Annotated in this window: 9 protein-coding genes; 6 read left to right on the top strand and 3 right to left on the bottom strand. The window is 68.4% G+C overall.

Annotation, left to right across the window (positions count from 1 at the left end; genetic code table 11):
- Window positions 1-372 precede the first annotated feature (372 nt).
- Window positions 373-2,832 carry a DUF3772 domain-containing protein gene (locus WS46_RS21080; RefSeq protein ID WP_059691631.1) on the top strand — a complete coding sequence of 820 codons (2,460 nt, stop codon included), beginning with the start codon at window positions 373-375 and terminating at the stop codon, window positions 2,830-2,832.
- Between the two features lie 132 nt (window positions 2,833-2,964).
- On the opposite strand, the gene WS46_RS21085 is transcribed toward WS46_RS21080, so the two are convergent.
- Complete coding sequence (locus tag WS46_RS21085) at window positions 2,965-4,476, bottom strand: aldehyde dehydrogenase family protein (RefSeq protein WP_059532606.1); 1,512 nt, start codon at window positions 4,474-4,476, stop codon at window positions 2,965-2,967.
- Between the two features lie 651 nt (window positions 4,477-5,127).
- On the opposite strand from WS46_RS21085, the gene WS46_RS21090 reads away from it, so the two are divergent.
- The 3 genes from WS46_RS21090 to WS46_RS21100 all read left to right on the top strand — a co-directional run bounded on the left by WS46_RS21090 (window position 5,128) and on the right by WS46_RS21100 (window position 8,902).
- Window positions 5,128-6,708 (top strand): amino acid permease, encoded by a 1,581-nt coding sequence (locus tag WS46_RS21090; RefSeq protein ID WP_059691632.1) that lies wholly within the window; start codon window positions 5,128-5,130, stop codon window positions 6,706-6,708.
- A gap of 135 nt (window positions 6,709-6,843) precedes the next feature.
- The gene (locus WS46_RS21095) at window positions 6,844-8,112 is read left to right on the top strand and encodes an FAD-binding oxidoreductase (protein WP_059691633.1); all 1,269 of its coding nucleotides are present in this window, start codon (window positions 6,844-6,846) and stop codon (window positions 8,110-8,112) included.
- A 115-nt stretch (window positions 8,113-8,227) separates the two neighbouring features.
- Window positions 8,228-8,902: a TetR family transcriptional regulator gene (locus tag WS46_RS21100; protein ID WP_059464545.1), complete on the top strand. Its 675-nt coding sequence runs from the start codon at window positions 8,228-8,230 to the stop codon at window positions 8,900-8,902.
- 123 nt (window positions 8,903-9,025) lie between these two features.
- Here WS46_RS21100 and WS46_RS21105 read toward each other — a convergent pair whose 3' ends face one another.
- Together WS46_RS21105 and WS46_RS21110 are read right to left on the bottom strand one after the other, a co-directional pair.
- Window positions 9,026-10,852: a phospholipase D-like domain-containing protein gene (locus tag WS46_RS21105; RefSeq protein WP_059691634.1), complete on the bottom strand. Its 1,827-nt coding sequence runs from the start codon at window positions 10,850-10,852 to the stop codon at window positions 9,026-9,028.
- Window positions 10,853-10,956: 104 nt separating this feature from the next.
- Window positions 10,957-11,715 (bottom strand): DeoR/GlpR family DNA-binding transcription regulator, encoded by a 759-nt coding sequence (locus WS46_RS21110; protein WP_059532616.1) that lies wholly within the window; start codon window positions 11,713-11,715, stop codon window positions 10,957-10,959.
- Between the two features lie 205 nt (window positions 11,716-11,920).
- On the opposite strand from WS46_RS21110, the gene WS46_RS21115 reads away from it, so the two are divergent.
- Together WS46_RS21115 and WS46_RS21120 are read left to right on the top strand one after the other, a co-directional pair.
- Window positions 11,921-12,106 carry a hypothetical protein gene (locus WS46_RS21115; RefSeq protein ID WP_006752380.1) on the top strand — a complete coding sequence of 62 codons (186 nt, stop codon included), beginning with the start codon at window positions 11,921-11,923 and terminating at the stop codon, window positions 12,104-12,106.
- A 188-nt stretch (window positions 12,107-12,294) separates the two neighbouring features.
- Complete coding sequence (locus WS46_RS21120) at window positions 12,295-13,164, top strand: DMT family transporter (protein ID WP_059691635.1); 870 nt, start codon at window positions 12,295-12,297, stop codon at window positions 13,162-13,164.
- Window positions 13,165-13,187 lie beyond the last annotated feature (23 nt).

Raw genomic sequence — 13,187 nt, forward strand, 5'->3', positions numbered from 1 at the left:
AGCGGGCCGCCGTCGGGCGATTCGCTGCATTGTACCGGCACGCCGCGCGGGCCGCGCGGCGTGGCGAACCGGTTCGGACACCCCACTTTCGCGCCGGGTATTGTGTAAATTGCGTAACCGTCTGTCGGATCTGTAAGGTTCGCCGGCGTCGCGACGTTTCGCTGCCGGACTGCGAACGCAACCCGTCACGGCCCCGCCGGCAAGGGCTCGCGGGGCCATCACATGCCCGCGCGGGCATCGCGGTACGCGCCAGGCAAGATGCACGATCGGCAGCGCCGCGGCCGCCATGCCCCGGTAACATGCTACCGGGCCAACTCCCGGCTTCCGGGCGCCTTGCGGCACCCGTCATTGTCGGCAAAACGTAAGCATTCCATGTCCATACAACGACTATCCACGTACGCACGCCGGATCGCGCTGTTCGCACTGCTGCAGTTCGCGGCGATCGCGGCCGCGTCGGCATTTCCGACGGCCGCGTCCGCCCCGGGCGCGAGCGGCGTCGGCGTCCCCGTGCCGACGATTTCGCTCGGCGACGCCGTTGCGCAACTCAAGCAAATGCAGGTGCAGCAGGACCGCATCAAGCAGCAGACGTCGAACGCGACCAACAGCAAGGAGCTCGACGAACTCGGCGACGCGACCCAGGAACTGAGCGCCGACGTCGACAAGCTGCAGAGCCAGCTCGCGCCGCAGCGCACGCAGGTCCAGGCGCAGCTCGACGTGCTCGGCCCGCCGCCGGCCCCGGGCGCATCGCCCGAAACACCCGCCGTCGCACAGCAGCGGGCGACGCTGAACGCGCGCAAGGCGCAAATCGACGCGGCGCTGAAGCAGGCCGCCGACCAGAAGACCAACCTCGCGAACCTGAACGACCAGTTCTCGAAGCTGCACCGCAGCTTGCTGAAGAACCAGCTTGCGTTCCGTTCCGGCAGCATCTTCGGCGCGCAGTTCTGGCTGCCGCTGTTCCATCTGTCGCCGGACGACGTCCAGCGGCTCGACGATTTCAACGACGAACTGCGCGACATGCTGCGTTCGTCCTGGACACCCGGCCAGCGCGCGCTCACCACGCTGCTGGTGATCGCCGCGCTCGCGGCCTGGCTCGGCGGCCGCCGCATCGTCGAACGCGGGCTTGCGTGGTTCTGCCTGAACCGCCTGCCGCCCACGCGGCTGCGCCGCAGTGCGCTGGCGCTGGCGACGGCGTTCTCGACGCTGCTCGCGACCGCGGTCGCCGTCCAGATCCTCTATCTCGCGCTCGCCCGCCATGCCGAGCTCACGTCGTCGATGACCGATCTGTGGGACCAGTTCGCGAAGCTCGCCGTGACCTGCGCGCTGATCGCCGGCCTCGGCCGTGCGCTGCTTTGCACGAAGCATCCGTCGTGGCGGCTGCCCGCGCTCGCCGATCCCGTCGCGCTCGCGATGAGGCCGTTCCCCGGTGTGCTGGCCGCGCTGCTGCTGATGTCGGGCACGCTCGAATCGATCAACCGGATCGTCGATACCAGCCTGTCCGTCACGCTGTTCGGCCGCGGCATCGTCTCGCTCGTCGTCGCGCTGACCGTCGGCGCGTCGATCCTGCGCGCGAATCGCGTCCGCAGCGCGCTTGCGGCATCCGGCGAGGCGCCTGAAGATCGCTCGACGCTCGCGGGGCTGATCCATGCGGGCGTCACGCTGGCGATCGTCGTGTCGCTCGGCGCGCTGCTGATCGGCTACATCACGGTCGCACGCTTCATCACGTACGAGCTCGTGTGGTTCGAGATCGTGCTGTGCAGCGTCTACATCATGACGCAGCTGACGCGCGACGCGAGCGAAAGCCTGTTCTCCGCGAACCTGTCGACCGGCAAGCAGATCAAGCACCTGTTCGCGCTCGACGACCGGCATCTCGACCAGGCCCACACCGTCGTGTCCGGTCTCGGCACGAGCCTGCTGATGCTGGTCGCGGCGATCGCGTTGCTGACGGGCGGTTTCGGCACGACGCCGAGCGACCTGCTCGACAGCGCGGTCGCGATGATCGGCGGCCAGCGGCTGCAGAGCCTGAACATCATGCCCGACCGGATCATGAACGCGGTGATCGGGTTCGCGATCGGCTTCTACCTGCTGCGCTCGGTGCGGCGCTGGCTCGACAGCGAGTTCATGCCGGCACTCGGCATGGATGCGGGAATGCGCGTGTCGCTGATCACGTTGTTCACCAACGTCGGCTATGTGCTGCTCGTGCTGATGACGCTGGGGCTGCTCGGCGTCAAGTGGAGCAACCTCGCGTGGATCGTCAGCGCGCTGTCGGTCGGTATCGGTTTCGGCCTGCAGGAGATCGTGAAGAACTTCGTGTCGGGACTGATCCTGCTGACCGAGCGGCCGGTGAAGGTCGGCGACATGGTCAGCATCGCGGGCGTCGAAGGCGACATCCGCCGCATCAACGTGCGCGCGACCGAGATCCAGCTCAGCGACCGCTCGACCGTGATCGTGCCGAACTCGCAGCTGATCTCGCAGAACGTGCGCAACGTGACGATGGGCAACAGCACGCAGGGCGTCGCGACGCTGATGCTGACGTTCCCGCTGAACACCGACCCCGAGCAGGTGCGCGACCTGCTGCTCGATGCATATCGCGAGCATCCGGCGATTCTCGACAAGCCAGCGCCGTCGGTCACGTTCAGCCAGTTGGCGCCGGACGGGATCACGCTGAGCGTCACGGGCTACGTGGCGAGCCCGCGGATCGCGAGCGCGACGAAGAGCGACCTGCTGTTCGAGATCCTGAAGCAGTTGCGGGCGTCGCAGATCACGCTGTCGACGCCCCAGATGCTGGTCGTGCAGAACATGCCGGCAGTCGACGGATCCACCCGGCACGAATGAATACGTGATCGGGCGGGCGCGGATCGGGCATCGCCGCGCACGCATCGCCGAAAACGACAAGGGCCGGTTACCGCTTTCGCGGCAACCGGCCCTTGTCATTCGAACGTCAACGCGCCCTGACGGGCCGCTGCGTCACACGTCGAACTTCACGCCCTGCGCCAACGGCAACTGACGGCTGTAATTGATCGTGTTCGTCGCACGGCGCATGTACGCCTTCCACGCATCCGAACCCGACTCGCGGCCGCCGCCCGTTTCCTTCTCGCCGCCGAACGCGCCGCCGATCTCCGCGCCGCTCGTGCCGATGTTCACGTTGACGATCCCGCAATCGCTGCCCGCCGCCGACATGAACTGCTCGGCCTCGCGCATGTCGTTCGTGAAGATCGCCGACGACAGGCCCTGCGGCACCGCGTTGTGCACGTCGATCGCGTCTTCGAAGTCGTCGTAGACCATCACGTAGAGAATCGGCGCGAACGTCTCGCGCTCGACCACCGCCGATTGCTTCGGCATCCGTACGATGGCCGGACGCACGTAGTACGCATCCGCGTGACCGACGTCGATGCGCTCGCCGCCCTTCACTTCGCCGCCCTGCTCGCGTGCGTCGGCCAGCGCCTTCTGCATCGCGTCGAACGACGCACGGTCGACCAGCGGGCCGACGAGCGTGCCTTCCTCGAGCGGGTTGCCGACCTTCACCGACGCATAGGCCTTCTCGATGCGCGGCAGCAGCTGGTCGACGACGCTGCGATGCACGATCAGGCGGCGCAGCGTCGTGCAACGCTGGCCGGCCGTGCCGACCGCCGCGAACGTGACGGCGCGCACCACGAGGTCGAGATCGGCGCTCGGCGCGACGATCATCCCGTTGTTGCCGCCGAGTTCGAGGATGCCGCGCGCGAGACGCTGGCTCAGCACCTTCGCGACTTCCGTGCCCATCCGCACGCTGCCGGTCGCGCTGATGACCGGCACCTTCTTCGACGACGTCAGCACCTCGCCGACGTCGCGCATGCCGAGCACGAGCTGGCTCAGGCCTTCCGGCGCGACGCCCGGATGCGTCTTGTCGAATTCGCGCAGCGCCTTGGCGAGCAGCTGGTGACATGCGATCGCGGTGAGCGGCGTCTTTTCCGACGGCTTCCACACGACCGGATCGCCGCACACGAACGCGAGCGCGGCATTCCACGCCCACACCGCGACCGGGAAGTTGAACGCCGAGATCACGCCGCACACGCCGATCGGGTGCCACGTCTCCATCATCCGGTGACCCGGGCGCTCGGACGCGATGGTCAGGCCGTAAAGCTGACGCGACAGGCCGACCGCGAAGTCGCAGATGTCGATCATTTCCTGCACTTCGCCGAGCCCTTCCGACGTGATCTTGCCGGCTTCGAGCGTGACGAGGCGGCCGAGCTCGGCCTTGTGCTCGCGCAGCACGTTGCCGAACACGCGCACGAGCTCGCCGCGCACCGGCGCCGGCACCGTGCGCCACTTGAGGAATGCGTCGTGCGCGGCGTCGATCTTGCGCTCGGCGTCGGCGGGCGAGTCCACCGCCAGCGTCGCGAGCGTCGCGCCGTCGAGCGGCGAACGCGCGGTCAGCGCATTGCCTTTCCACTGGGCGAGATCGATGTCGAGCGCAGCAAGAATGTCGTTGAATTGCATCACTTCCTCTTCAGGGACAGATTGATCGGTGCGGCGGCGACGCCGCCCGCGTGATTCGATTGGAGCGCGTTCGCGCGCCGTGTGCAAGCGGATGCGCCAGGCGGGCCCGGTGCGCCGCCTGGCGCATCGCGCGGCGCCGCCGCCGGAAACCCGGCCCGACGGCACGCCCCGGCCTCGCGAGGCACGATCCATGAGACACATTGTCGATGGCCACAAGTCGGGCCGCTATTGATATTAACTCACGACTTCATTCCCAAAACGCAACACCTCGGCAGGACTGATCCGCTCGTTTCGATGCCGGCATGTGACGTATCCAGGGCCGATGGCCGGGTCGCCCGACCCGATTGCGCCGCGCGACAAGTTGATGACAAAGCCGCATCACCCTGTGCGGAAATATCGTTTGCCGCGCATGCGGTCGGCACACACAATCGGTGCAGCGTCGACGAGGTGCATGGCACCCGGCGCGCCGCCGGCCGCCCAGCGGCAGCCGGACGACAGACGAAGACGACACGCGTCGCGCACCGCTGCACCGGTAAATCCGGTGGATCCGGACCAGGCCCGCGAAGCAGTGCCGCTGACCGCCGGCCGGCCGCCGACGCGTCGCCCTTCGTCACCAAAAAACAATCCCGGAGACAGCGCCCAGCACCCGCCATGCATTCAGATGCCCGCCCCGACTCGCCCCGTCCGTCCGGCTCGCCGCCCGCGAAGCCGTCCCTCCACCGCGCGCTGCAGGCGCGTCATCTGCGGATGATCGCGATCGGCGGCTCGATCGGCACGGGCCTGTTCGTCGCGTCCGGCGCGTCGATCTCGCAGGCCGGCCCCGGCGGCGCGATGCTCGCGTACATGCTGATCGGCCTGATGGTCTACTTCCTGATGACGAGCCTCGGCGAAATGGCCGCGTTCATGCCGGTGTCGGGCTCGTTTGCGACCTACGGCGCGAAATTCGTCGACGAAGGCTTCGGCTTCGCGCTCGGCTGGAACTACTGGTACAGCTGGGCCGTGACGCTCGCGGTCGAACTCGTCGCCGCGCAGCTCGTGATGCACTACTGGTTTCCGCACGTGCCGGGCGTCTGGTGGAGCGCGATCTTCCTCACGCTGATCTTCACGCTCAACGCGCTGTCGGTACGCGGTTTTGGCGAAGCCGAATACTGGTTCGCGCTGATCAAGGTGCTGACGGTGGTCGCGTTCGTCGGCATCGGCCTGTTGATGATCTTCGGGATCATGCAAGGCGGCCCGAGCGCGGGCTGGGGCAACTTCACGATCGGCGACGCGCCCTTCGCGGGCGGTTGGGCAACGATGCTCGGCGTCGCGATGATCGCGGGCTTCTCGTTCCAGGGCACCGAAATGATCGGCGTCGCGGCCGGCGAATCGGAGAACCCGCGCACGACGATCCCGCGCGCGGTCAGCCAGATCTTCTGGCGCATCCTGCTGTTCTACGTGTTCGCGATCTTCGTGATCGGCGTGCTGATTCCATACACGGACCCGAGCCTGCTGAAGAGCGACGTGACCGACGTCGGCGTGAGCCCGTTCACGCTCGTGTTCCGCCACGCGGGCCTCGCGTTCGCGGCCGGCGTGATGAACGCGGTGATCCTGACGGCCGTGCTGTCGGCCGGCAACTCGGGCATGTACGCGTCGACGCGGATGCTCTACAACCTCGCGACGGAAGGCCGCGCGCCGAAGCTGTTCGCGAAGCTGTCGCCGGGCGGCGTGCCGCGCAACGCGCTGTACGCGACGACCGCCGTCGGCGCGCTGTGCTTCCTCACGTCGCTGTATGGCGACAAGACGGTGTACCTGTGGCTGCTGAACACGTCGGGCATGGGCGGTTTCATCACGTGGCTCGGCATCGCGGTCAGCCATTACCGGTTCCGCAAGGGCTTCCTGAAGCAGGGCTTTCGGCTCGACCAGTTGCCATACCGGTCGAAGTGGTTTCCGTTCGGCCCGCTGTTCGCATTCGCGTTGTGCGCCATCGTCGCGCTCGGCCAGGACTACCAGGCGTTCCTCGCCGACAGGATCGACTGGGCCGGCATCGCCGCGACCTACATCGGCCTGCCGTTCTTCCTCGCGATCTGGCTCGGCTACGCGCTGGTGCGCAAATGCCGCCTCGTCCGCTACGAGGACATGGAGATCGCGCCGTGGATCGAGCGCAACGCGCCGACCGAGGCGACGGTAAAGGCCGATGCCGGCTATCCGGCCTACGTCGCCGCCCCGGCCAACCCGACGCCGGGCGCCTGACGCCCGGTCGCGCAACGGCCGCCGCCCGATCGCCGCGGCCGTTGCGCTGAAAACCCCATTCGACGCGGCGCGCGCGTTCAGGCAAGATCGACGCGCGCCGTCCGTTTTTCCGCCGTCACGAATCCCCGAAAACGCATGCAGAACTTCTACGAAGCCACCGTTACCCGCCAGCCCTACCCGCAACTGACCGGCACGATCGACACGCAGGTCTGCATCGTCGGCGGCGGCCTCGCCGGCCTGTGCACGGCGCTCGGCCTCGTCGAGCGCGGCGTGCGGGACGTCGTCGTGCTCGACGGCGAGCGGGTCGGCTTCGGCGCATCGGGCCGCAACGGCGGCTTCGTGTTCGGCGGCTACAGCCTCGACAACGCGGACCTGCTGCGCACGCTCGGCCGCGACGAAGGCCGCCGCCTGTACCGGCTCACCGTCGACGCGGTCGACCTGATCCGCGCGCGGATCGCCCGCTACGGAATCGACTGCGACATCGTCGACGAGGGCGTGATGCTCGCGAACTGGTTCGACGATCCATCGCGGCTCGACGGCGTGCGCACGCTGATGAAGCAGGAATTCAACGTCGACTGGGAACCGGTCGCGACCGACGCGCTGCGCGCGCGGCTGAAGACGCAGCGCTATTACGGCGGCCTGTTCGAGCCGAACGCGTTCCACTTCCATCCGCTCAAGTACGTGCTCGGCGTCGCGGCGGCCGCATCGCGCGGCGGCGCGCGCGTGTTCGAACGCTCAGCCGCGCTCGGCATCGCGCGCGAAGGCGCCGGCTACGTCGTGCGCACGGCGCAGGGCACGGTGCGCGCGAAGGACGTCGTGTTCGCCGGCGGCGGCTACGCGCGCGGCGTGTCGCCGCGCATCGAGCGCGCGGTGCTGCCGATCGCGACTTACGTGATCGCGACCGAACCGCTCGGCACGCGCCTGCCGGACGCGATCGACGCGCCGTACGCCATCTACGACACGCGTTTCGCGTTCGACTACTACCGCCCGCTGAAGGACACGCGCATTCTGTGGGGCGGCCGAATCTCCGTGCTCGACCGCGGCCCCGACGCGATCGCGCGGCTGCTGCGACGCGACCTGCTGCGCGTGTATCCGCAGCTCGAAGGCGTGAAGGTCGAATACGCCTGGGGCGGGCTGATGAGCTACGCGCGGCACAAGATGCCGCAGATCGGCCGCGACGCGGACGGCGTGTGGCACGCGATCGCATTCGGCGGTCACGGGATGGCGCCCACCACCGTCGCCGGCGAAGCGCTCGCCGCCGCGCTTGCCGGCGAGCGGCCCGTGCCGGAAGGCTTCGCCGCGTTCGGGCTCACGCGCACGTTCGGGCTCGCGGGCCTCGCCGCCGCGCAGCTCACGTACACCGCGTACCAGGCCCGCGACGCGCTCGCGTCGTGCCGGCGCTGAGCGGCGGCGGCAGCCGAAACCGCCCGGCCGATTAGAGCGAAAGGTCGGCCGGGCGGGCATTTCCCGCATGCTAGAATGGTTTCTTCATGCCGCCGCGAACTCACAACAAAGTCACATGAAAGCTGGAAGCAAGGCCGCCACGTCCGAAAGCCGCGCGCTTGCGACCGATGCGCGGCGCAAATACGATCCCGAGCAAACCAAGCGCAACATCCTCGACGTCGCCACGCAGGAGTTTTCCGCGATGGGCCTCGCCGGTGCGCGCGTCGACGCGATCGCCGAGCGCACGAACACGACGAAGCGGATGCTCTACTACTACTTCGAAAGCAAGGAAGGCCTGTACGAGGCCGTGCTGGAGAAGGTGTACGGCGACATCCGCGCGCTCGAACAGGAACTGCACGTCGGCGACATGGAGCCGCGCGAAGGCATGCGCCGGCTCGTCGAATTCACGTTCGACTATCACGACAAGCATCGCGATTTCGTCCGCCTCGTGTCGATCGAGAACATCCACGGCGCGAAGTATCTCGAACAGCTGAAGTCGTTCAAGAACCGCAACGTCAGCATCATCAAGACGCTCGAGGAACTGCTCGAGCGCGGTGCGGCGAGCGGCGCCTTCCGCAAGGACATCGACGCGTTCGACCTGCATCTGCTGATCAGCTCGTTCTGCTTCCACCGCGTGTCGAACCGTTATACGTTCGGCGCCGCGTTCGGCCGCGATCCGTCGGCGCCGCGGCTGCGCGCGCGACATCGCGAGACGATCACCGACTCCGTGCTGCGCTACGTCGCCGCGTAGGCGCACCGCGCGATTCCGCCCGAAGGCCGGCTGGCGAGCGCTCCACTCGCCGTCCGGCACACCTCCCGAACGTCGCCTCGCCGCGTGCAACCGGCATGAGCCGGACGCACGCGGCACGCTCCTTCAGGCCGCCTCACGCCGCGCGTGCGTCGCGGGCGAGTCTGTCGGCACGGTCGACGCCAGCGCGATCCGCGCCTTCTCTTCCGGGCTTCCCGCCACGTAATATTTCTTCGCCCAGCTCGAATCCGGTGCGAGCGCGAGTTGCCGATGCGCACCGGCGCCATGCCGTTTCGTCTCGATCGACAGCGCCCGCGCGCGGTAGTGCTCGTAGAGCCGCAGGAATTCCGCGAGATAGATCGCCGCGATCCGCGTGTCGCGAATCTCGAGCAGGTTCTCGTCGTTGTACTGCTCGGAGTTGCGGCTCATGTTCGCCGAGCCCGTGTAGACGATCGGGTTCGCGCCTTCCGCATCGATCACGATGAACTTGTGGTGGATCACGACCGGCGGATACGCCGGCGCCGGCTCGCCCGGAAAGAGGCGCAGTTCCGGCTCGAAACCCTTCGGCACCGTCGCCGGCGAAAAATACGCGGCATCGATCACGTCGCGCCGATCGCGCTGGCGATGATAAAGCTCGAGGTTTGCGAGCGTCGCCGCATCGAGCGACTGCCCGTCGTGCTGCGCGGCATCGGCCTTCGTCGCGCTGCCGACGTTGATGCGGTTCACCAGGCCGAACATCATCAGGCCGCGGTCGCCGGCTGCGAAGCATGCGTCGCGCAGCGCAGCATCGGTCGGCATGAACAGGCAGAACGACACCGAATGCTTCGCGGCCGCGATCGCGGCGACGATCGTATCGATCTCGGTGCGCTGCCCCGCCGGCTCCGGCGAAAACGCGACGCGCACCTGCGCGCTGCCGATCGTCATCGGCGCCGACCAGCCCGCCGACAACTTCGCCGTCTCCGCGATCGGCGGATTCGCGGCCAGCGCGTGCGCACGCGCGTTGTACAGCGCCGCGAGCGCCGGCGAATCGAATGCGTGCAGCACGTTCGCCTGCTCCGTCAGCCCTTCGGTCGTGAAGTTCGCGGAACCGGTCAGCACGCGCGCGGGCGTCACCGCGTTTGCCGCATTTACCGGTGCGTCGGTCACGATGAACTTGTCGTGCATGATGTGCGTCCGGTCGCGCGGCGCGAGCGTCGCGAGGCCCTGCAGCGCGTCGACGGCCGGCTGGTTCGGCGACGGCAGCGGCGGCTTGCCCTTGCGCACGGTCGTGTGCGCGTCGTAGACGATCGCGAGCGACGCTTCGCCGTGCCGCCGTCCGAACGCCTCGAAAGCCGGCAGCGCCCACAGCGTGTCCGTCAGGTGATAGACGGCCGACACCGCGCGCGACGCGGGGTCGAGCATCGCCGCGAACACCTGCTCCATGTCGTTCGCGAGCCACGCGCGCAGCTTCAGTGCCTGGTCCGCGCTCGGCGCCGCATCCGGCGCGAGACCCAGCGCCGCGACCTGCTTCGCGAACGCCTGCGAGCTGACGACCGCACGGTTGAACCACGTGCCGACACCGTCCACGACGTGCGCGGGCAGCACGACGTCGCACACGCCTGCCTCCGCATCGAGCACCTGCAGGTGCTCCGGCGTGCCGACGACCGGAAAGACGTCATAGCGGAACGACGCATCGCGGTCCTGCGGATCGATGCGCGCGTCCCACCACATGAATTTCTGGATCGGCGCCTGGTCGGTCGGTGCATCGCCCTGCGTGTCGGCGGCCGGGCCGTCGAACGTGAGCCGGTTCGGCAGCCAGCTGTTCGGCGCCCGCGTCTTGCCGTCGGCCGACCAGAAGCCCGGCGTGCGCCGGATCGCGAAGCCGAGGAAGTCCGTGCGCGACGCCGCATCGGGCCAGTCGAAGGCAAGCAGGACGAGGGTCGGGGAAAGATAACTGCGTACGCTGACGGTCATTCGTTGCTCCTGCCGGACGGGCCGGTCGAGATGAATGAGTCAGTGTTGACGGTGGTTCTTCCCGCGCGATGACGGTTCGATGAACCTTGTATGTCGGACCCGCGTCAGTCGCACACGAGCAGCTCGATGCCGCGTGCGGTCAGCGCGCGGCGCACGGCCTTGTCCGGCGCGCGCTCGGTGACGAGGTAGCGCGCGGCCGATGTGCCGTTGATCCGCACCGGCGTCACGCGGCCGAACTTCGAATGGTCGGCGACGATGATCGCCGTGCCGGCCGCCGCGATCATCCGGCTGCGCACTTCGGCGGCGAGCCGCGAATAGTCGGTGCAGTCGCCGTCCGACGTGATGCCGCCCGCGCCGACGAACGCGAAATCGACATGGTATTGCGCGAGTTGCTGGATCGTATCGAGCCCGAACGTCGCGTCCTCGTCGTCGGACAGTTCGCCGCCGAGCAGCGTCACGCGATTGCCGTTGCGCCGCGCGAGCACGAATGCCGTGCGCCAGTCGTTCGTGTAGATCGACAGCCGGTGCCGGTCGGCCAGAGCGAGCGCGACCGCATGCGGCGTGCTGCCCGAGTCGATCAGCACCGATGCGTCGTCGGGCACGAATTCGGCCGCGCGTCGCCCGATCGTGCGCTTCGCTTCGGCGTTCGCCGCTTCACGCTCGGACAGGCTCGGCTCGCGGCGGTCCGCCGCCAGCGCGCCGCCGTGCGTCATCACGAGCAGGCCGCGCGCCGCGAGCGCATTCAGGTCGCGCCGGATCGTCTCGCGCGATACGTCGAGCGAGCGCACGAGTTCGGCGACCGACAGCGCGCCCGATCGTCCGAGCTCCGACAGAATGTATTGATGACGTTGTTCCGCCAGCATCGCAATGCGCCCGAGGCGACTGGTAATGGGTAAGCCGACCATTGTATTACGGCCGTTTGACCGCCATTTGACGGCGGCGCGGCTGGCGGTCGGCGCGGTTCACGAAAGCGAAATTCTGTATTGCCCGATGCGCGCGAATCGGCACGGCAAGCGGTTGCTACACTCTGCGCTTCGCCGAACGACAGACCATCAAGGGGCTTGCGCAATGTATCGCAAAGGCAGTGTGCTCGAAATCCAGTTTTCGCCAGAACGACTCAACGACGGCGCGGGCGATCCGTACTGGATCGACCTGACGCTCGACGAGGCGCGCCGGCTGTACGAACAGCTCGCCGCGCGCTTCGCCACCGACGCACGCGCGAACCAGCCGCTCGACACGTTCTCGCTCGACTGATTCTCCCGTCCTTTCCGCGCGCCACGGCGCGCCTTCATGCCGCAGCACCTTCATCTGGCCGGCCGGTAACGGAATGGCCGCCGCGCTCGCGCCACGGGCGAATGCAGAATCCGACAAGACAGCGGCTCCGGTTCGGCCGATACTGGCCGACTTCACGATTCGTCCGGCCGTATCGCGGCCCGCCATGCATGTTCAACTCGCTCGTCGCCGCGGCTTTCGTCGCGCTGTGGTCCACCGGCTTCATCGTCGCCCGGGCAATCAAGCCGTATGCCGATCCGAACCTGTTCCTGCTCGCGCGTTTCGCCGGCACGGCCGTGCTGTTCGGCGCGGTGGCGCTCGCCGCGCGCGCGCCGTGGCCGGCCCGCCGCGAATGGCCGCGTCACCTGATCGCGGGCGCGCTGCTGCAAGGCGTCTATCTCGGCGCCAGCTACTGGGCCGTCGCGCAGGGACTGAATGCAGGCGTGATGGCGTTGCTCGGCGCGCTGCAGCCGCTCGCCACCGCCGTGCTCGCGGTGCCGCTGTTCAATGAGCGCCTGCCCGCGCGCGGCTGGCTCGGGATGGCGCTCGGGCTCGCCGGCGTCGCGCTCGTGCTCGCGCCGAAGGTGGCGGGCGGCGTCGCGCCGCCGCCGGGCGCCGCACCCGCGTGGTTCGTCGTGGCCGTATCGATCCTGTCGGTCGGCTCGATCACCGCCGGCTCGCTGTATCAGAAGGGCAAGCTCGCGCAGAACGACCTGCGCACAGCCGTCGCCGTGCAGAACCTGGGCGCGGCGATCGTCGCGGCGGTCTTCGTGGTGCTGCTGCACGAAACGCGCTGGATCGGCGCGCCGGCGCTGTGGATCTCGCTCCTGTGGGGCGTCGTGTTCCTGTCCGGCGGCGCGGTCACGATGCTGATGTGGATGCTGCGGCGCGGTAACGCCGCGCGCGCGACGTCGTTGCTGTTCCTCGCGCCGCCGCTTGCCGCGCTGCAGGGCTACTTGCTGTTCGGCGAAACGCTCGCGGCCGTCCAGCTCGCCGGCTTCGGGCTCGCGCTGGTGGGCGTCGTGCTCGCACGGCGCTGACGCGGGCGAGCGGCAGCCGAGCG

The sequence above is a fragment of the Burkholderia sp. RF4-BP95 genome, from assembly GCF_001521985.1.
Classification (GTDB): Bacteria; Pseudomonadota; Gammaproteobacteria; order Burkholderiales; family Burkholderiaceae; genus Burkholderia; species Burkholderia diffusa.

Bases quoted from the DNA above. Each gene is read 5' to 3' on its own strand.
- WS46_RS21095 (WP_059691633.1), top strand. From the start codon at position 6,844: ATGCAGAACTTCTACGAAGCCACCGTTACCCGCCAGCCCTACCCGCAA.
- WS46_RS21090 (WP_059691632.1), top strand. From the start codon at position 5,128: ATGCATTCAGATGCCCGCCCCGACTCGCCCCGTCCGTCCGGCTCGCCG.
- WS46_RS21105 (WP_059691634.1), bottom strand. From the start codon at position 10,852: ATGACCGTCAGCGTACGCAGTTATCTTTCCCCGACCCTCGTCCTGCTT.
- WS46_RS21115 (WP_006752380.1), top strand. From the start codon at position 11,921: ATGTATCGCAAAGGCAGTGTGCTCGAAATCCAGTTTTCGCCAGAACGA.
- WS46_RS21120 (WP_059691635.1), top strand. From the start codon at position 12,295: ATGTTCAACTCGCTCGTCGCCGCGGCTTTCGTCGCGCTGTGGTCCACC.
- WS46_RS21085 (WP_059532606.1), bottom strand. From the start codon at position 4,476: ATGCAATTCAACGACATTCTTGCTGCGCTCGACATCGATCTCGCCCAG.
- WS46_RS21080 (WP_059691631.1), top strand. From the start codon at position 373: ATGTCCATACAACGACTATCCACGTACGCACGCCGGATCGCGCTGTTC.
- WS46_RS21110 (WP_059532616.1), bottom strand. From the start codon at position 11,715: ATGCTGGCGGAACAACGTCATCAATACATTCTGTCGGAGCTCGGACGA.
- WS46_RS21100 (WP_059464545.1), top strand. From the start codon at position 8,228: ATGAAAGCTGGAAGCAAGGCCGCCACGTCCGAAAGCCGCGCGCTTGCG.